This is a genomic window from Marinilabiliales bacterium, assembly GCA_007695015.1.
Lineage (GTDB): Bacteria > Bacteroidota > Bacteroidia > Bacteroidales > PUMT01 > PXAP01.
In genome coordinates this window covers 95,790-115,465 of record REEN01000065.1, presented here as the reverse complement: position 1 = coordinate 115,465, position 19,676 = coordinate 95,790, and the positions used below count along the sequence as shown (strand labels likewise).

The window sequence follows — 19,676 nt, the reverse complement described above, 5'->3', positions numbered from 1 at the left end:
ATCCAGCGGCACACAGTTGCCGCTGTCGGCAAACATTATTATCCTGCCGCGGGCAGCCATTATACCCTGCCTGACGGCATATCCCTTGCCGCGATTGGGACTGTAACTGATAAGGTGAAGCGGCCTGTCACTAACTGTCATCATATCCGATACCAGCTTGGCCGTGTTATCGGTACTGCCGTCATCCACAATTATCACCTCTCCGCTGATCAGGTTATCATCCATAAATGCAAAGGCCGCCTCAATATCTGCAGCGATCTTATGCTCCTCATTAAGAACCGGGAAAACTACCGAAAGTTCCATGCTGTAATGTAGCAATATTTAGTTAATCAATGAAGCCAGCGTCTGGTCCCGGTAATGTCCTGGCCGGGTTTTGCCTGAAAGGCATGTGTGATTAAAAAATTCGCGGTGCGAAGCTAAAAAATGGTATTACGGCTTTACCTCTGCGGCGTGGCATGTTCGAGCAGGAACCTCTCCGCTTCGGACGACCATATAAAGTCGTTGGCCTCAAGCATCCTGTGGAGCTCCCTGAAGCAGGGATCAATGCGCCCGAGCTTACCGAAATCCTCAATGGCTGTCAGAGGAAGCGAGATATTGGTATATATCAGTTTCTTGCCGCCCGGTATTTGCGGCAGGCGCTTCGTGGTGTCTATCACCGCATCGAGTCCCCCGATATGGGTTATCATGGCGGCGGGGTTCAACCTCCCGGCAGCCATCATCTCAAGGGCCTCCTTCATGTCGTCGGTGTTGCCACCGCTGGTTCCTACAATATGGGTAAACGCGTAATGCACATTGTAAAAATTCATTTCGGCGCTGAACCCCGGATCCGAGGGGCCGGCAAAAAAGTTGAGGCAACCGTCAAAACCGAGTATCCTGTCTCCGGTTTCGACAACCTGTCGCACAGGGGCAAATACGAACACATCATCATAACCCTCATCTCCGGTAAGAGACCTGAGGTACGACACAGGATCTGACACATCAGCCGTGTTAACATACTTTAGCTCAACACCGTTCTTTGCAGCCTCTTCAGGCGTATGTATTTTGGCCACCCTTTCCAGCCGCGCCTTGTCAATGTCTGTAACTACAAGCAATCCAGGCTTCCTGTCACAATGAATTGCATAGTCAATTGCTCCGAGTCCCATAGGACCCGCTCCCGCAAGGATTGCCGCCTTTCCTCCTTCCCTTATTCCCATATCGTGCCTGTATACACCGTTTTTGGTATGGTAAGAGGCATGAAAAGCCCCGATAACGCATGACATAGGCTCGGAAAGTGAGGCGTGAAAGAAGCTTTCTCCATTGTAAGGCAGCAGGCAGTCTGTCTCCATCACCTCATTCGGTATAATGACATGCGTTGCATTTCCTCCGATATACCGGAAGGAATACCCCGGCGCATCAAGGCTCCCCTTATAGTTCATTGCCGGCTGTATGGAAAACTTGTCTCCCTCCCTGAAGTGGTCCTTCCATTTTCTTCCAACTTTCAGCAGAATACCGCTGAACTCATGACCTATGATAGTGGGATTGTTGTGCACATCGTTGGGAACACGCTTGTGGTCGGCACCCTGGGTAACAGCCTTGTAGGAAGACATGCAGATACTGTCAGATACCACCTGTGCCAGTATCTCGTCCTCCTTCATTTCAGGCAGCTCAAACTCCTCGAGCCTGATATCGTTCTTCCCGTATAATCTTATTGCTTTTGTCTTCATCATGATTATAGTTAATATGTCCTCTCCTGCAGCCGTCACTCAATCCACATGGCCGGCGGGGGGGCAGGCCGCTGGCAACACTGGTCAGTGGAGCATGTTCAGGCCGCCTGTAACAATGACCATTGGAGCATGTACCTGCCGCCTGTAACATATGGTCAGTGGAGCATGTTCTGACCACCGGTGACAGGCACAGCCTGGCCTGTTTCATATTCCTGCCCGATCACGTAGTAGATGGCCTTCATTACATCTTCAACGCGGCATCCGCGGCCTGCAGGAACCTGTTTCTCATAATGCCGTTTTACATCATCAACCGTCTTTGCGCCAGGCACCTTGCCTGTACGCAGATACTGCACAAAAAGCCCGTTTTCGGGGTCGGACCACAGCGGGCCCTCAAAAAAGTTGCCGGGGCAGATGGAATTAACCTTGATGTTGAATTGCATCAGTTCGAGCGCAAAGGACTGGGTCAAACCAATTCCCCCGAATTTACCGCCTGCATATGCGAAATTCCGGTTGCTCCCCTTAAGTCCGGATTTGGAGTTTATCTGGATAATATCGAAAAAGCGGGCCTTGCTGAAGCGGTTCTGCAGCTTCATGACCGCCGATGCATATTTCGCGCAGTGAAAATAGCCGGTATAGTTCACCCTGGTGACACGTTCAAACACCTCCTCATCCATCTCATCAAGAGAACCGGCATACAGTATTCCCGCGTTGGACACCATCAGGTCGAGTCCCCCGAACTCCATCACGGTCTTATCAACCAGCTGTTTTACAGACACCGGAACGGTTATGTCACTTTCAATGAAGACCGCCCTGTTCTTCCTGCCGGGGCCATTCAGTTGGCCTGTCAGCTTCTCTCCCTCTTCCCGGCTGATATCGGCAATCACAACATTTGCACCCTCATCGATGAGCGACAAAGCGATCCCTGCACCAAAACCCATGGCGCCACCAGTAACAATCGCCGTTATCCCCTCAACCCTGCCGGAATGTTTCTTTCCTGATGCAACGTTTCTACGGTAATTCTCCACCTCCCAGGTATCAATAAACTCTATCTGCCGGTCATTCATGAACCGCGGCCCGCCGAAGCTTTCGGTATAGCGGCTGATCTTCATGAGGTCCTCGAATATGTCGAGCGCCGTGTCAGCCATCTGCCAGTTATCTCCAATCCCAAACAGCCCGTATCCTTTCACGACAACTATTACAGGGAAATATCCGTTTTCGCTGCGAAATCTTTGAATTCCCGACTCAATCGCACCGATTATCTTTTCAGGCGAACCGTTTTCATCAATATAGAGGTATGAGGATTTGCAGTAAACAATTATATCGGGGGTGAAGGGAGCCGATACTTTTGAGAAGGAACTGCTGCTTTGGCTGAATCGGGAGATGAGTGTGTTGTTCCTTGCCGACACTGTTTTATGCCCCACGTCCGACACAAGCATGCGGATCACCGGCATGAACTGTGCGGCACCTTCCGGTACAGCCAGCTCCTCTGTCTCATCTGCCGGCCCGAGCCGGGCCCTGATCCCGGAAAAGATCCTGTCGTAAATCTGCCTTATCTCACCGGTGGTTCCGGCTGAAACGAACACCCCGTGGTTCTCCATGAATATTACCTGTGGTTCATGTCCCCTGGCCTCCCTGTATTTTTCAATCTCATCCTTCACCTTGCGGAAAAGGGTATAGCCCGGGTCAGTATACTCAATGTAAAGTGCATCAGGGAAAAGCTCTGCAGTGACCCTGCGCGAATCAAGGCTGCATAACAGTCCCCCGACCAGGGCCGGATGCAGGTGCACCACATAACTGTACTCTATTATCTCGTGAAGATTTGTCTCGACAGATGGGCGAAGCGGACTTGACGGATCGGCAGAGCATGCATGAAGATCGGCCTTGACCTGGCGCTCCCTCTCAAATGGGTCGTCGCTGTACTTTTTTTCTGCCATCTCCCGCAGCTTTGCCCTGCTCATTACGGCAAAACCGTCACGGCCGATGGTTTCAAGGCTGGTGCCGCTCGCTTTTATCCAGAGCCTGTCACCGTCCTTCCAGGAGGTGTTCCCCCCTCCTGCTATCACGTAATCCTTGCCCGTACCGTAAAACCGGGATATCTCAACAAGATCGTCCAGTGCTTTATCTTCCATAGTTACTTTAATTTAAATCCGGTAACCGTTATAACCGCCTGCTACAGATGGTTGCCGCTCGCAGACCATCAACCGTCCTTCTCGATAAACCTTGCTATTACCGCTTTCCCCAGCTCCTCAAACTCCTCTCTCTCCTCCTTCACGGGAAAACCGGCATAGCCTGTTTCTCCCTTCGCCCGCAAATACTGGTGTGCGGCAACAAGGCATGCACCCAGGTAAGAAATGCCGGCCAAATCCGGGTCAGGTTCCCCGCCGCCCCGAACCGCCACCTTCAGCGGCTGCAAAGCCGGTGTGTTGTGTTCTGTGCCGAACATAACCACAAATCCTTTATCCCTGAAAAAGCCGGTAAAACGCCTGATTGCTTCGGGGGAGTTCCTTCCCGGAATAAGTTCCACGGCCGGCACATCCCATGCCCTGAGCCTGCCCGACAGCGCTTCCAGGTCACTCTCAAACTCAGTGCAGTTTCCGCCGGCATCATCCAAAAGAACAGGATAACAGGGTATTCCGCCGGCATCTGCGATAATTCCGCATATCTCATCAATATCCAGGAAGGCCTTGCTGTCCTCCTCCACAAATGCAGGGCCTCCCGACTTGAGCAGCCTGCCCCTCAGCTCATTTTCAAGAGCGGCCACATCTGCCGGATCTGCTGCTGGTTCAGTGCCTCCAAAAAGGTCTTTGAGGAACATCTTTCTTTCACCGGCTGCCGGGTGCTTCTGAAAGATCATAAGTCGCAGGGCCCTGGCAAGATGACGTTCCCTCACCATGCCCATGGTCAGTTTTTCCCTTACCTCGTCAAACCCGATCCTCTCACTTGAACCAGCCGACTGCAGAAGGTCATTCAGCCGGGCCGTCATCTCCCTCACCTGGCGGTGGCTCTCAGCTGTCACGCTGGTTATCTTTGCTGATGAAGACCCGCTGAGGGATACCGGAAAATCAAGCCCTTTCCCGCAGAAGTAGATTCTTCCCGGGTTATTGGGGTCATTAATCCTGACCCCTTTTCTCTGCTCCTCTTCCAGAAGCCCCATAAACTCGATGTTGAAAAGGGGAAAGACCCTGTATGCAAGACCCAGTTCATAGAACCGGCTGTACCCTTCGGTTGTGTTGAAATCATTTATTCCCAGAACTTTCACATCCTCCGCGGCAGCCATTGAGAAAGCCTGCTCAAGATCATCAAAGGCACTGAACGAGTAAGGGGAGTGAATGTGGCAGTTCACTTTCAGGACAGGGCCGGGACCTTTCTCCGTGTACCATTTTATCAAATCCCCTTTCGGGGGAAAACCACGTAATATATTATGCATACTTCCGGTTATGGGGCATTGCGAAACTATTGTCAGGTAAGCAGTTCGAGTTTGTTCAGCTCCATGTTGATGAAACCAAGTTCTTCATCGGAGAGTGAGAACCCAAGTGTTCCGGCATTGTCTGACACCTGTTCCGGATCCCTTGCTCCGGCAAGCGCACAGGTTATACCCGGCTGCTGAATGGTCCAGCGCAACACAAGCTGCGACAATGTTGCAGCTTTCTCTTCGGCAAGCGGCCTGAGCTTATCGAGAAATTCATTTACCCTGACGATATTTTCCCTCCTGAACCAGTGCAGTCCGCCCCTTGCATCACCTTCGCCGAACTTGTGGCCGGGGTTGAACTTACCTGTCAGCAATCCCCTCTGCAGGGGACTGTATGCAAGGATGCCCACATCATTACTGATACACCACGGAACAACATCCTTTTCAATATCCCTTTTAAGCATGCTGTATGGCACCTGGTTCGATGCGATCACTGTTACACCGGCAGCCTCCTCCATAAGTGGCACATCGTAATTGGAAACACCTGCTGCCCTTACCTTGCCCTGGCTTATCAGCATGTTCAGGGCCTCCATAGTCTCGCTGACGGGAGTTGTGGGATCGGGCCAGTGTATCTGCAGCAGGTCAATATAATCGGTGCCCAGCCTCCTGAGGCTGTTCTCACACTCTTCGATCACCGAATCCCTTGCCGAATACCCGTACAAATCAATGCTGTTACCACTGTTATCCTTTGTCGCCATGAAAAATTTACCCCTGGTGCCGTCCCATCGCAATCCGAACTTGGTAAGGATCTGCACCTTGTCACGCATACCCTTAACTGCTTCTCCCGTGATCTCCTCGCTAAGCCCGAAGCCGTAAACGGGAGCGGTGTCAATGGTTGTTATACCCAGGTCGACAGACTTCCTGATGGCCTTTACAGCCGCGTTCTTTTCGGCCCCGCCCCACATCCAGCCTCCAATGGCCCAGGCACCAAAGGCGATAGGGGTGACCTCAATTCCGCTTTTGCCCAGTTTTCTTTTTTCCATATCTCTTTTTTTACGTAAAGATAATCATGCTGTGTAAAATACCCCGTAGCGCCTTCCATATTTACATCAGAACCCCGGCTAAACCCTTAACTGCTTTCCTTACCCGGCGCCGCACCTTTATTTCATAACCTATCGGGCCATTTTCGATGTAACGCCATTTTAACGCCAGCTATCATGCCATTTTAGATGCAACATCCTTTAAACCCCCTCCCGGCTTCTGGCCAGCAATGTCTCATCGCTGAAGTCCTCCGACACGGTGTGCCCGTCAAGCGGAACGATGCGCTGATGTATCGCATCTATCATCCACGCGGACTGAGGGAAATAGAAGTCCTCCAGCTCATGGGCAGGCACGATCCAGTTCCTTGCACCCACGACAACAGGTGGTGCATCAAGATAATCAAAAGCCAGCTCGGTTACGTTCCTGGCGATATCATTCAGGAATGAGCCCCTGGTGTTGGCATCGCCCGCGAGCAGAAGCCTGCCGGTCTTCCTGACCGATTCGAGCAGAACCTCGTAGTTAAAGGGCACCAGGCTCCTGGCATCAATTATTTCGGCCGACATTCCATACCTCTCATTGAGTATATCTGCAGCCTCGATCGCCCTGTACAGGGTGGCGCCCACGGTAAGGATGGTAATGTCATCGCCGGCCCGCTTGACGTCAGGTTCCCCGAAAGGGATCTCATAATACTCCCCGGGCACTCCCCCCTCGTGAAAATGCTCGCCAACATCATATATCCTCTGGCTCTCAAAGAAGATGACCGGATCGGTACCCTGCAGGGCTGAATTCATAAGCCCCTTGGCATCATACGGGGTAGCCGGGAAAACCACCTTCAGGCCGGGAATGTGTGCAACGAGCGATGACCAGTCCTGCGAATGCTGGGCTCCGTACTTGGAGCCTACCGACACCCTTATCACCACCGGCATCCTGATCAGGTTTCCGCTCATGGCCTGCCACTTGGGCAGCTGGTTGAACACCTCGTCGCCGGCGCGGCCAAGGAAATCGCAATACATGATCTCGGCTATCACGCGGCCCCCGCACATGCCGTAACCGATTGCGGTCCCCACAATGGCACCTTCAGATATTGGTGAATTGAAGAGCCTGTTATAGGGAAGCGCCTCGGTCAGTCCCCGATAGACCGCAAAAGCTCCTCCCCAGTCCCTGTTCTCCTCGCCATAGGCCACCAGGGTAGGATCTTTGTAGAAACGGTCTGTTACAGCCTCGAAAATACCGTCGCGCAGCTGGTACTGCTTCAGTTTTGAAAACGGTTTACCGTCGCTGTCAAACGCAAACCGCTCCTTTTTACTGATCTGCTGAACCCTGGGGTTATCCTCAAGGGGCATCAGCGTTTCGGGCTCCCTCTCCTCCATCCTGTCGGCCGAACCGCCCGAAAACATCATTTTTCCTATAAGTTCAGGCTTTGCAACCAGATCCATCCTGGGAGATATTTTGTCATCGACCGACAACCGGGTGGCCTTGAGAATCAGGTCAACCACCTGGTTCTTTATCTCATCAAGGGTATCACCGGCTGCCACTTCGGCTGAAACCAGGTTTTCACCGTATCCCTTTATGGAATCCACCTCCTGCCATGCCTCCAGCTCCTCTTTTGACCTGTAGGATGAGGCATCTGACGGCGAGTGCCCTGAATAACGGTATGTGAGCGTATCAAGCAGAACGGGTCCGCCTTTTTCCTCCAGTATCTTCTTCTTTCTTTTAAAGGCATCCATCACTGCCAGCGGGTTGTATCCATCAACCCTTTCAGCATGCATCATATCGGGGTTAACTCCCGCACCGACCCGGGCAAGTATGTCATACCCCATTGTTTCACCCTGGGTCTGTCCCCCCATGCCGTACTGGTTATTCATGAAATTGAATATCACGGGCATTCCTCCCCGGTATTCACCCTCCCACAGCGTGCGGAACTGATCCATGGCGGCAAAGCATATGCCCTCCCATACGGGCCCGCATCCCATGGAGGCGTCGCCTATATTTGCCACCACGATCCCCGGTTTAAGGTTGACCTTCTTGTAGAGGGCGGCACCCACCGCAATATCGCCCGAGCCGCCTACTATGGCATTATTCGGGTAAACCCCGAAAGGGGTGAAGAAGGCATGCATCGACCCCCCAAGGCCCCTGTTGAAACCTGTATCGCGTGCAAATATCTCGGCCAGGGTCCCGTATAGCAGGAAATCGACGGCCAGCTCCTTTACGGTCCCGTCGAAGCCCTTCTCCACTATCTTCAGGATAGATCCCCCGAAATAGGAGCCCATGATGTTCATCAACTCTTTGTCATCAAGCTTATGGATTGCCGAAAGTCCCTTGGCCAGTATTTCGCCATGGCTGCGGTGCGAGCCAAAAATATAGTCACTGGCATCAAGATGCCAGGCCATGCCCACTGCGGCCGCCTCCTGGCCGATTGACAGATGGGCGGGTCCGGGATGATTGTATTTAACTTCCCTGTACTCGTTCTTTGTCTTTATCTCATGGAGCATTGTTTCAAACTCCCTTATTATTGCCATATCCCTGTAAACACGCACAAGGTCGCTGTCAGAATAGGCTTTTCTCTCCTCCCCGATTGACCTGTCATATGAGTTCACAGGTATGGTACCAAACTCTATCTTCCCGGGCTTTCTGACTTTTAAGGGATCAATAAACTGGTTCTTAGGCATATCAATGTTTTTATATTGTACACTTTTCTATTGTTTCTATCTCTTTCCTGACTTCGGCAAGGAATGCGGAAGCAGGTGCCCCGTCCACCGCACGGTGATCGTATGTGAGCGACAATCCTATAACCGGGATGAACCCGATAACACCCTCTCCAATGTCGGCGGGCCGGTATGTGATGGTATTTACTCCAAGTATGCCTGCCTGGGGCAGGTTAAGAACAGGGGTGAACATCTCCACTCCGTACGCACCCAGGTTGGTAACGGTAAATGTGGCGCTCTCACTTGCCAGCAGACCCGGATCAACACTCCCTTTCCTGCACTCCCCTGCAAGTTCCCTTATCCGACCTGCCAGTTTCCCAACATTCATGTCACCCGCATCCCTGACGGCAGGCACCATCAGTCCCCGTTCCGTATCAACGGCAATTCCAAGGTGGACCTTGTTGAATACCCGTATCTTGTCGCCCAGGTAATGAGCATTCATGTACGGATGTTTTTTCAGCGCCCTTACAACGGCAAAGCATACCATATCATTGATAGTGATGTCGCCCGTGGCGGATCCGTCGCGGTTTTGCTTTATCTCCTTCCTCCATGCAAGCATCTTTCTTGCATCGGCGCTCATATGGTGGGTAAGCTGGGCCGAATTCTGAAGTGACTGCTCCATGCGCCCGGCAATGATCCTGCGCATGTTGCTCAACTTAACGTCACGGTACCCGGATCCGCCTGCTTCTGCGTGAGACGGGCCGGCTCCGGGAGCAGCCGCAAAATCCGGGGCAGCCTGAGATCCGGCGGAAGGTATTTCCTGCACATTGGCCGAAGATTTACCCGGAGAGGGAGCCCTCTTTTCACTTTCTGCCGCTGCCCTTTTCACGTCACGTCCGATTATCCTGCCTCCGGGGCCCGTACCGTGCAGGTTTTCAGGAGGGACACCAAGCTCCCCTGCCAGCTTTCTTGCCAGCGGCGATATACGAATTCTCCCTGTGCCGGGCACTGCTCCGGCGGCTACCGTGGCTTCTGCTCCTTTGGCAGACACTTTTTCTGCAGGTTCGCTTTTTACAGTATCTCCTTCTGCAGTCTCCTCCGGGGCACCATCAGCAGACCCGGCGTCCCCTTTGTTGTCCGGTCCCGGTTGCCGGTCATCATCTTTTGCGTGCGAATCACCAGTTTCCGGTTGCCGGTCATCATCTTTTGCGTGCGAATCACCAGGTTCCGGTTGCCGGTCATCATCTTTTAACGATGCACCGCCAGGCGCCAGTCCGCCATAATCCTCACCGGCCTCTCCGATTACCGCAACGGTTTCGAGAACCGGCACCTCATCTCCGGCCTCAAAGAAAATATCCAGGAGAATGCCTCCTGTTTTCGCCTCTTCTTCAAAAGCGGCCTTGTCTGTTTCATAGGAGAAAAGAATATCCCCTGCCACAACCGTATCGCCTTTATTTTTGTGCCAGCGGGTGATAATGCAGGATTCCACACTCTGGCCCTGTCTTGGCATAACAACTGAAGTTGCCATAAATAATTCTTTTACATGTTATTACAAGTACTGCAAAAACAAACCTATTCTAAACCTGAATCACTGCTAAACAAATATATACAAATATAATACTTTTACTTGTAATTACAAGCTAAATAAGTTGAACTCCTGATACACTTTGAACGGAAAGCTTCCGGCACGTATGCGGCTGAATGCCGGAGCTTATCAGAATGTACCGTAAATGGAATGGAAACGGGTGTTGCAGTATATTGATGAGTAGATATTTAGTTCCTGACGGTTTGTGACCATTTTTCTTTCCATATGCAGTACCGGATCGCCTGGCCTGATTTTCAGCCATGCACATAGTTCTTCATCGGCCTTGATTGCCCGTATCCTCTGCTCACCTCCCTTTATTTCCACCTGGTATTCCTTTCTCAGTATCCCGAACAGCGACCGGTTTTCAAAGCTGCGCGATGTGAACCGGGGAAGGTTTATGGCCGGGATGAAGCTGATGTCATAAAAGATGGGTTCATCATCAAGCAGCCTCAGACGGGTCATGTATATACATCCCGATTCGAGCTCAAGATCGCTCAGGCGAAACATAAACCCGTCAGGCCATGGTCTCATGGCCGGTTTAACAATGATACTGGTCTTAAGGTTCTTGTTCTTCAGTGCAGAGGTGGTGCCCGAAACCGACAATATCCCGATCCCCTGGGGCAGCTTGTTAACAATGCTCCCCTTGCCCTGCTGCTTGCTTATATAGCCGTCACTGACCAGCTCCGACAGAGCCTGCCTGACAGTGGGCCTGGTAAGTCCGTAAACACTGCAAAGCTCATTTTCAGAAGGCAGAAGGTCACCTTCATTGTATACGCCTTCGGTAATATGCCTTCGCAACACCTCGTAAAGGCGCCTGTATTGAGGAACACCCTTCTCCTGTAACTTTTCCGGTCCGGCAACCATACTCAAATATTAGGTAAAGCAGCATAAAGATAGAACAAACAACTTGTATATACAAGCATGTATAACTTTCACTCAGTCCAGAACCACCAGCCTCTTTACAGATGAATTCACCCTTACCAGGTATATACCATTACCGCCAAGATTTTCCACAGGTATAACAAGTTGCGCCGGCGGATCAGGGTCGTGATAAACCAGGACGCCCGTCTGGTTGTAAATCCGGATCACGAAATCACCTGCACCGGTAATAATGGTAACATACCCTGATGCGGGATTGGGAAATATATTTATTCCATCGTCACCGGCAGGATCTGCCTCATCAATTACTGTTGGTGCAAGCACAACCAGTTCCCGTGAAACCTCCGGTGCGGCATTATAGTTTTCATTGCCTTCCTGCATTGCAGTAATTGTGGTAGTTCCTGCCCCGGTTATCTGGATCATCCCTTCTGAAACAACAGCCACTTCAGTATCAGAGCTGGTATAGGTCACCTCCAGACCCGAACTGGCTGTTGCCCCGGCTGGAAAATCAGCATCGTCCACTGTCTTTTCAGGTAGTTTGGGAAAATTGATGGTCTGCCCGCTTTTCAGCACTGTTAGCGTCATTACTACCGGGGTTGCCGGGTACCAGTTTTCATTCCCGTTTTGGCTGGCGGTGATTTCGGTTACTCCCGCTCCGGCTATAAAGATGCTGTCACCCTTAACGGTGGCAACCTCATGGTTAGAGCTTGTATAGCTGACCGGCAATCCGCTGGTTGCAGTTGCCGGATGACCCGGCCAGGTATCACCGAACGTTATCTCGGCGGAAGTCTCCATAATAATTTCCTGGCTGCCCTGGCCAACCGCAAGGGTTTGGGTTACCGGTTCGGCCGGAGCGAAGTTCCGGTTTCCGTCCTGGTAGGCCGTGATCTCAGTGGTGCCGGTCCCGGTGATGACGATCTTTCCGTCCAGGATAACGGCTATATCATGATCGGAGCTGGTATAGCGGGCCGGGAGTCCGGATGATACTGTTGCCGGGTCGCCCGTAAATTCAACGCCGTAGGCTGTCTCATCAAACGGCTCCATTGAAATGCCCTGACCGGCTTTTTGAACGGTAAGGGTCCGGGATACCTGCACGGCCGCGGTTGCATGATCACCCTCCTGGTATGCTATAATTTCACATTCACCTGCCCCTATTATTTCAACCCTGTCATGGCGGACAACCGCAACCTGGGGATCGGTGGTTGCAAACTTTACCTGCAGTCCGGAACTTGCCGTTGCATGAAGCCTGAAATCACTGTCACCAACCATTTTTACCGGCAGCGGATCAAACTCTATTGTCTGGCCGGGAAGGGTGGTATCCTGTTCGACAATGACAAACAGGGTTCCCCGTCCGGGAAGTTCAAGCCTGATATCGCCTTCAATAGTTGTTCCGTAAGGGATGATTTCCGAGTAATTATCGGGGCCGCCGCCATCGTATGATGTAGTCAGACCGTTTACATAAACCTTCCGGGAGAAATCGCCGTTATCATTTCCCCCGGTAAGCAGATAATAGTAGTACCGGTCGCCTGCATTAAAATTTTCCATATTAATAGTGACAACCTGACCGGCAGTTCCCTTGTTCACAAGAACTATTCCGCTCTGCCCGGAATGAAACCTGGAGGCATAGCCCACTACATCCGCATTGCCTTCAACCGCCAAGTGGACCATACGGTCGCCGAAAAACTTCTGGAAATAGTACATATGGAAAAAAGGCGCTCTCGGAGTGTATCGCGGAATCCCGGGCTCGCCGTCGGCAAATATGCCGTGATTGTCGCCGTCGCTCCACCCGTTTACAAGATCCCAGCGGATCGTCATACCGTACTGGTTTTTGATCGCCTCACCCAGTACAAGGGCGGCGTGCATGCCGTTGATAAATGATACCTGCTGCATCCTGCCCTCGGCAAAAATGTTCCATTCGGTTAGCGCGATTGGCTGGGGATCGAGGCCGGCATGGTTCTTTAATCCGCCGTCAATATAATCCCTTATGCTTTTTACTTTTGTTTCGGAATTCAAAATAACATCGACTCCGGAGTTTTCCTTATAAGGGGTAAAATAGGTATGGGGTATAAAAAAATCGGCCATATCGCCCACCTGGCTCATCATACCCCGGTTCCAGCTGTTCATTACATTATCGGTATAGGTAACGTGCTCATTACGGGTTACTACCCCGATTTTGATATCATGCCCTGTTTCCCTTGCCGCCTTTCTCATCTCTTTGATAAATACCCTGGCATGTTTGCCGTAAAGCTCTCCGGAGATAAGCCTGGGCTGACCGTCTTGATTGAGAGACTGATCTATTATATAACCGCTTTCCCAGCTACCATAATTTTCATTTCCGATTTCCCAGAAGCGGGTCCTCCCATTGTCATACCTCACCCAGTCGGCCGCATACCTTGCGGCAGTGCGGACCGGATCATCGCCCGTGCCATACCGGGCATAGGAATAGTTTATTGAGATACTTCCCTCTGAATTGGTTTTCTCCAGCAAGTCATAATAGTTATCGACCGACATCGTCCAATCCTGGTTATTGGATCCGTAATGAAGTGCCCTGTATTCAAAATCTGGTGGAAGGTCAGGGGGACAGGTAGCCCTGCTGCTGGCATTCCAGAAATAATTATTCGACATACTGCCGCCGGGCCACCTGATTACGTTGGGAGAAAGATTCTGTATATTCTCAAGCGCCCTGGAGCTTTCATTTAGCTTTCCGCCCCAGGCTGCCGCGTTATGGCCGTACACAAACGGACTTACCCTGGTAATTACCGAATCGGCCCTGACCGAAACTGTAACCGTCGCCTCCTCCGTGGTCTGAATAACCTCATCAAAATCGGTTATCTCAATGGTTTTGGGAGTCCAGTCATCAAGGAAGAAGCCCTGTGCACGGGCATCCTGTCCGCCATAAGTTATTTCAGTTACCTCTCCCTTGCCAATCTGCCGCCACGTTGTGCCGGAGGTTGCGTTCATCATTGTCCCGCCCTCGGGAACCTGTGATCTGAGCAGCCCGGGCAAAAAAAATGGAATGATTAAAAAAACCGAAGCAAAACGTAATACTCTCATCTCTGATAAATAATGACATTTACAGCACGAATATAACAAATTTACCGGCCTGGAATAACGGGCGGGGCTGTCTGGAACGACTTATTGCACAGGTGTAATAAATTTCCGGGTATAATATTTTATCTTTACAGTCAGTTATAGGATCAGGTCTTGATTACAACAAACAAAGAGAAGCAAATTTCGTTCAGCCATGTACATTAAAGCGATCATAGTACTTTTCCTGGCACTTACTGTCACCCTTAATGCGAGGGATACAGTATATTACTACGGTGTTAACGGTAAGCCGGTCGAAGAGCCCGGTAAGGCCATAGAGAAGATCACTGTTACAAGGTCCTCTGCCAGCCGTTACAGGGTGCAGCACAGTCTGATCACAGAAAAGGGGCCGCAGAGGATCAGGACAGAGAGGATCAGAGTTACACGGGACGGCACACTGAAGATCCGTTACAGGGAAGAGACGGTTTTTTCGAAAAGGTATATGCGGCATATTGAGGAGGTTGAACGCGGACTTTACCGTTTTACAGAAGAGAGAGCCGGGCAGATAATGAGAACCGGCTACACAACCTCCCCTTACCACCTGCACCTTGAGGGTGAGGTAACCGAATACTATCCCGGAGGTGCAATTAAATCAATTTCAACATACAATAACAATTTACTGGTTTCCAACAGAAACTATTACCCTGACGGTACCGAGTACATTCACGACATATTTTATTCCACAGACCAGCCGGCCACCTATTCCTTTGGCGATGAGTTTTTCAGGAGATTTGTCATGTCAAGGGTCGAACAAGTGGATCTCCCTGAGATGAACCAACGGATTATTATTGGTGCCGTGGTTATGGAGAACGGAGAATTGTCAGGAATAAGGGTACTTGAAGGCTCAGTACCATCTGTCAATACCTTTTTCAGGGAAACGATCGAAATGCTTCCGGGACAGTGGGAACCCGCAAGGCTGCAAGGAGAAACCGTCAGGTCGTTTATCCAGATCCCCTTCAACCTTAGTTCCAGCAGGGCAGAACTGAGATACCTCCACCTCACCAAAAACGGCCAGCTGCTGTTTCACGACTGACAGGCAGATTCGGTGACTGCTGCTGTAACCCTGCGGCGACATTCTTCTCATACTGCATGTCAACCGGCCAAATTGCCTCTGCCGGGATTAAGTCATGGCAGATTGATATGTTATTTTAAGCAAAAACTTACCGGTTAACTATAATAATGAAGTGACAATATTAATCATCCTCATATTCCTTGAGGATCTCTTTGACTCCGTCGGGAGCAACGCGTCCGTAAGTTTTGTCCCCCACCAGCACCACCGGTGCAAGTCCGCATGCCCCCACGCACCTCAGTCCCGCAATAGAAAACCTGCCGTCGGGAGTGGTCTCTCCTACCGGCACTTTCAGGATACGCTTGAACTCGTCAAGCACCTTCTCGGCTCCGCGAACATAACAGGCGGTTCCCGTACAGACAGAGATGGGATATTTGCCGCGCGGAACCATCGTGAAGAATGAATAGAAGGTTACCACGCCATAAACCTTGGCAACAGATACATTTAGCTCCCGGGCCACCACTTCCTGAACCTCTGCAGGCAGGTACCCGAAAATCCCCTGTGCCCTGTGAAGCACGTTGATCAACTCACCAGGTTCATTATTGAACGAACTGCAGACCTCCTTGAGCTGTTTGAGGTCATTTTCCCTGAGTTTTATTTTGATTGCTGACATTTGCTGTTCTCCTGTTTGTTTCGAAATATAATATTTTACTTGTTTTCTTCTTTCACATCTGCGTCAATAACAATTTCCTTACCCCTGTCGAAATACTTTGTGTGCAACAGGTGATGGGCCTTCTCGCCCAGGGGCTCACCAAGGAACTCCTTGTAAAGCTTGATTATGGAAGGGTTCTCATGTGATTTTCTGATCGGTTTGGCAGCATCTTCCTGGTAAATGGCCTTCTGTCTTGCTTTCAGAATAGCCGAATTACCATGGTGCAGGGGCTGTCCCCCTCCCCCGATACAACCGCCCGGACAGGCCATGATCTCTATAGCGTGGAACTCGCTGTTTCCTGACCGGATGTCCTCCAGCAGCTTCCTGGCATTTCCCAGTCCGTGGGCGATACCTATCTTCAGCGGGAAGCCGTCAAAATCGACAGTAGCTTCCCTGATACCTTCCATCCCCCTTAACTGCTCAAAATCAACTTTTTCAAGCTTATTGCCTGTATGCATCTCGTATGCACTCCTTGTGGCAGCCTCGATCACCCCGCCAGTAGTTCCGAAGATCACAGCGGCGCCTGTAGATTCGCCCATGGGGCCGTCAAACTCCTCGTCGGAAAGCTTGTTGAAATCAATATTTGCCCTCTTTATGAGATTGGCCAGCTCGCGGGTCGACAATGAAAAATCGACATCCGGATTCCCGTCCACGCTGAATTCCTCGCGTGTGCACTCAAATTTTTTGGCGACGCATGGCATAATAGATACTACCACCATATCCTTGCGGTCTCTCTTGATCTTATCTGCAAAGTAAGTCTTTGCTATCGCACCGAACATCTGCTGCGGCGATCTTGCTGTTGAAGGTATGTCAAGCATGTCGGGAAAATGATACTCGAAGAAGCTCACCCATCCGGGGCAGCATGATGTAAGAATTGGCAGTTTAACATCCTTATCCCCCGCGAGGAACTTCCCGAGACGCCCCAGTATCTCAGCGCCCTCCTCCATGATGGTAAGGTCGGCAGCAAAATCAGTGTCAAAAACATAGTCGAACTCCAGCTGCTTGAGCGCCGCCACCATCTTGCCTGTAACCAGCGTTCCCGGTTCCATCCCGAACTCCTCGCCGAGGGCTGCCCTTACGGCAGGAGCAGTCTGAACCACTACTGTCTTGTTTGGATCTGCCAGTGCCCGCAGCACCTGGTTGGTATGGTCAACTTCGGTAAGCGCTGCAGTTGGGCAGACAGCTACGCACTGGCCGCAATAGGTACATTCACTGTGATCAAGGTTTCTCTCAAATGCAGGTGCAACCACCGACTCAAAGCCGCGGTTTATGGCAGAGAGAACTCCTACTGTCTGCACCTCGTTGCACATCTTCTCGCAACGGCGGCACATAATGCATTTATCCACATCACGCAGTATAGCAGGAGATGTATCGGGCTTGTAGGTTGATTTTTCACCTTCATAGGTTATTTCCCTTATCCCGAACTTGATCGCCATGCTCTGCAGATCGCAGTTGCCCGACTTGGCACATGTAAGGCACTCAAAAGGATGGTCGGAGAGCATCAGTTCCATCACCGTGCGGCGCGCATTCAGCACCCTGATGCTGTGGGTCTTCACCTCCATCCCGTCATGGCAGTCAGTCGCACACGAAGGCGCCAGGTTCCTGCGCCCGTCGACCTCCACAACACAGATGCGGCATCCGCCCGGCTTGTGCTCGATCCCCATATCCCCAAGGTTCATATAGCAGAGGGTGGGAATATCTATATCAATCTTCCTGGCGGCCTCAAGGATTGTGGTTCCCTTTCCCACCTCAACCATCCGGTTATCTATTTTAACTTTTATTTTTTCCATTATATTAAAAATAATTTATGACACACTTATTGCATTAAACTTGCACTTCTCGAAGCAGGCTCCGCATTTTATGCAGAGGCTCTGATCTATGAAATGGATCTCTTTCCGCTCGCCGCTGATGCAGTTGACGGGGCAGTTGCGGGCACAGGCAGTACAGCCCACACAGTTCTCCTCGACAACCTCGTAGCGGATGAGCTCCTTGCACTGCCCGGCAGGACACATCTTATCTTCGACGTGAGAGAGATATTCATCCCAGAAATTGTCCATTGTTGACAGAACAGGGTTCGGTGATGTCTGCCCCAGTCCGCACAACGATGTATCCTTTATCACTTCACTCAGGTTCCTGAGCTTGTCAAGTTCGGCATGTGTGCCGTTGCCCTTGCTGATCACATCCAGCAGCTCATATAACCTTTTGTTCCCGACCCGGCAGGGAGTGCACTTCCCGCAGGATTCCTCGACGGTAAAATCGAGGTAGAAACGGGCCACCGATACCATGCAGTCATCCTCGTCCATTACGATCATACCGCCCGAGCCCATCATCGATCCGCTTGCAATCAGAGTATCAAAATCAATGGGTGTGTCAAGGTGCTTCTCGGTAAGGCATCCCCCGGAGGGACCGCCTGTCTGAACGGCCTTAAACTTTTTACCATCTTTTATCCCGCCCCCTATTTCAAAAATAACCTCACGGAGGGTGGTTCCCATAGGCACCTCAATAAGTCCGACGTTATTTATCTTCCCCGCAAGGGCAAATACCTTTGTCCCTTTGGACTTTTCTGTTCCGATTGATGCAAACCATTCTGCTCCCTTGTTATAAATAACAGGTATGTTGGCAAAGGTCTCCACGTTGTTTACGTTGGTCGGCTTGCCGAGGTAACCCGACTGCGCCGGGAAAGGGGGCTTGAATGTAGGTTCGCCCCTGTGACCCTCCATTGAATGGATAAGTGCCGTCTCCTCACCGCATACGAAGGCGCCGGCGCCATAACGTATCTCAATTTCAAAATTAAAACCGGTACCAAGGATATCCTCACCCAGCAGGCCGTATTCCCTTGCCTGGTCAAGTGCTATCTTCAGCCTCTCGATGGCCAGCGGATATTCTGCACGAATATATACCAGCCCTTTATCCGCCCCTATACAGTAACCGTTGATAGCCATAGCCTCGATAACTGAATGGGGGTCACCCTCGAGAATTGAGCGGTCCATGAATGCCCCGGGGTCGCCCTCGTCGGCATTGCAAACCACATATTTCTGATCGGATTCGACCTTGCGTGCTATGTCCCATTTTACACCGGCAGGAAACCCGCCGCCACCGCGCCCTCTTAGTCCGCTATCAATCACAACTTTGGTAGCCTCTTCGGGAGTCATTTCTGTCAAAACCTTACCGAGGGCATTATAACCGTCAGCTGCAATATACTCGTCAATATTCTCGGGATTGATAAAGCCGCAATTTCTCAGCGCTATTCTGAGCTGCTTCTTGTAGAACCCCATATCTTTGGAGTCGCTTATCACCTCTTTCCTTACGGGGTCCTTGTAAAGGAGTCTTTTTACCTGGCGGCCCTTGATGACGTGTTCGGCAACTATATCGGTTGCGTCTTCAGGCTTCACCTCCGTATAGAAGGTATTATCGGGAATAGTTTTCACTATCGGTCCCTTTTCGCAAAAACCGAAGCAACCAGTGGATATTACCTGCACTTCACCGGAAAGGTCCTTGTCGGCCACCTCCTTCTTGAGGTTTTCAAGAAGCTGGTTTGAAGCTGAGGCATGGCAGCCTGTTCCGCCGCATACAAGGAGATGCATTTTGTATTTAGACATTGTTCTG

Annotated in this window: 13 protein-coding genes; 1 reads left to right on the top strand and 12 read right to left on the bottom strand. The window is 51.1% G+C overall.

Translation table 11 applies throughout. The features are described 5' to 3' along the window. From EA408_09815 to EA408_09775, 9 genes are all read right to left on the bottom strand, one after another. A partial coding sequence (locus EA408_09815) for a glycosyltransferase (GenBank protein ID TVR71283.1) occupies positions 1–318 on the bottom strand: 318 nt, incomplete at its 3' end. 119 nt (positions 319–437) lie between these two features. Beyond that, complete coding sequence (locus EA408_09810) at positions 438–1,703, bottom strand: L-sorbose 1-phosphate reductase (GenBank protein TVR71289.1); 1,266 nt, start codon at positions 1,701–1,703, stop codon at positions 438–440. 155 nt (positions 1,704–1,858) lie between these two features. Continuing rightward, positions 1,859–3,832, bottom strand: a complete 1,974-nt coding sequence (locus tag EA408_09805) for an SDR family NAD(P)-dependent oxidoreductase (protein TVR71282.1) — start codon at positions 3,830–3,832, stop codon at positions 1,859–1,861. 68 nt (positions 3,833–3,900) lie between these two features. Then, positions 3,901–5,130, bottom strand: a complete 1,230-nt coding sequence (locus EA408_09800) for a hypothetical protein (protein ID TVR71281.1) — start codon at positions 5,128–5,130, stop codon at positions 3,901–3,903. A 32-nt stretch (positions 5,131–5,162) separates the two neighbouring features. Beyond that, positions 5,163–6,155, bottom strand: a complete 993-nt coding sequence (locus tag EA408_09795) for an aldo/keto reductase (GenBank protein TVR71280.1) — start codon at positions 6,153–6,155, stop codon at positions 5,163–5,165. Positions 6,156–6,353: 198 nt separating this feature from the next. Continuing rightward, a complete protein-coding gene (locus EA408_09790; GenBank protein ID TVR71279.1) occupies positions 6,354–8,822 on the bottom strand; it encodes a dehydrogenase in 2,469 nt (822 codons plus the stop codon). Positions 8,823–8,832: 10 nt separating this feature from the next. After that, complete coding sequence (locus EA408_09785) at positions 8,833–10,326, bottom strand: 2-oxo acid dehydrogenase subunit E2 (protein TVR71278.1); 1,494 nt, start codon at positions 10,324–10,326, stop codon at positions 8,833–8,835. 186 nt (positions 10,327–10,512) lie between these two features. Next, on the bottom strand, positions 10,513–11,247 hold the full coding sequence (locus EA408_09780) for a GntR family transcriptional regulator (protein ID TVR71277.1): 735 nt from the start codon (positions 11,245–11,247) through the stop codon (positions 10,513–10,515). Between the two features lie 72 nt (positions 11,248–11,319). After that, complete coding sequence (locus tag EA408_09775; protein TVR71276.1) at positions 11,320–14,316, bottom strand: T9SS C-terminal target domain-containing protein; 2,997 nt, start codon at positions 14,314–14,316, stop codon at positions 11,320–11,322. Between the two features lie 190 nt (positions 14,317–14,506). Here EA408_09775 and EA408_09770 point away from each other — a divergent pair, with 190 nt between their 5' ends. Further along, positions 14,507–15,382 (top strand): hypothetical protein, encoded by an 876-nt coding sequence (locus EA408_09770; GenBank protein TVR71275.1) that lies wholly within the window; start codon positions 14,507–14,509, stop codon positions 15,380–15,382. Between the two features lie 160 nt (positions 15,383–15,542). On the opposite strand, the gene EA408_09765 is transcribed toward EA408_09770, so the two are convergent. The 3 genes from EA408_09765 to EA408_09755 are packed head-to-tail and all read right to left on the bottom strand — an operon-like array spanning position 15,543 to position 19,669. Beyond that, the gene (locus EA408_09765) at positions 15,543–16,031 is read right to left on the bottom strand and encodes an NAD(P)H-dependent oxidoreductase subunit E (GenBank protein ID TVR71274.1); all 489 of its coding nucleotides are present in this window, start codon (positions 16,029–16,031) and stop codon (positions 15,543–15,545) included. Positions 16,032–16,066: 35 nt separating this feature from the next. Further along, entirely contained in the window at positions 16,067–17,860 is a 1,794-nt protein-coding gene (locus EA408_09760; protein TVR71273.1) for a 4Fe-4S dicluster domain-containing protein, read from the bottom strand. A gap of 15 nt (positions 17,861–17,875) precedes the next feature. After that, a complete protein-coding gene (locus EA408_09755; GenBank protein TVR71272.1) occupies positions 17,876–19,669 on the bottom strand; it encodes an NADH-quinone oxidoreductase subunit NuoF in 1,794 nt (597 codons plus the stop codon). Positions 19,670–19,676 lie beyond the last annotated feature (7 nt).

Coding starts and splice junctions, on each gene's coding strand:
- EA408_09760 (TVR71273.1), bottom strand. CDS start 17,860: ATGGAAAAAATAAAAGTTAAAATAGATAACCGGATGGTTGAGGTGGGA.
- EA408_09800 (TVR71281.1), bottom strand. CDS start 5,130: ATGCATAATATATTACGTGGTTTTCCCCCGAAAGGGGATTTGATAAAA.
- EA408_09770 (TVR71275.1), top strand. CDS start 14,507: ATGTACATTAAAGCGATCATAGTACTTTTCCTGGCACTTACTGTCACC.
- EA408_09810 (TVR71289.1), bottom strand. CDS start 1,703: ATGAAGACAAAAGCAATAAGATTATACGGGAAGAACGATATCAGGCTC.
- EA408_09780 (TVR71277.1), bottom strand. CDS start 11,247: ATGGTTGCCGGACCGGAAAAGTTACAGGAGAAGGGTGTTCCTCAATAC.
- EA408_09790 (TVR71279.1), bottom strand. CDS start 8,822: ATGCCTAAGAACCAGTTTATTGATCCCTTAAAAGTCAGAAAGCCCGGG.
- EA408_09755 (TVR71272.1), bottom strand. CDS start 19,669: ATGTCTAAATACAAAATGCATCTCCTTGTATGCGGCGGAACAGGCTGC.
- EA408_09785 (TVR71278.1), bottom strand. CDS start 10,326: ATGGCAACTTCAGTTGTTATGCCAAGACAGGGCCAGAGTGTGGAATCC.
- EA408_09805 (TVR71282.1), bottom strand. CDS start 3,832: ATGGAAGATAAAGCACTGGACGATCTTGTTGAGATATCCCGGTTTTAC.
- EA408_09765 (TVR71274.1), bottom strand. CDS start 16,031: ATGTCAGCAATCAAAATAAAACTCAGGGAAAATGACCTCAAACAGCTC.
- EA408_09775 (TVR71276.1), bottom strand. CDS start 14,316: ATGAGAGTATTACGTTTTGCTTCGGTTTTTTTAATCATTCCATTTTTT.
- EA408_09795 (TVR71280.1), bottom strand. CDS start 6,155: ATGGAAAAAAGAAAACTGGGCAAAAGCGGAATTGAGGTCACCCCTATC.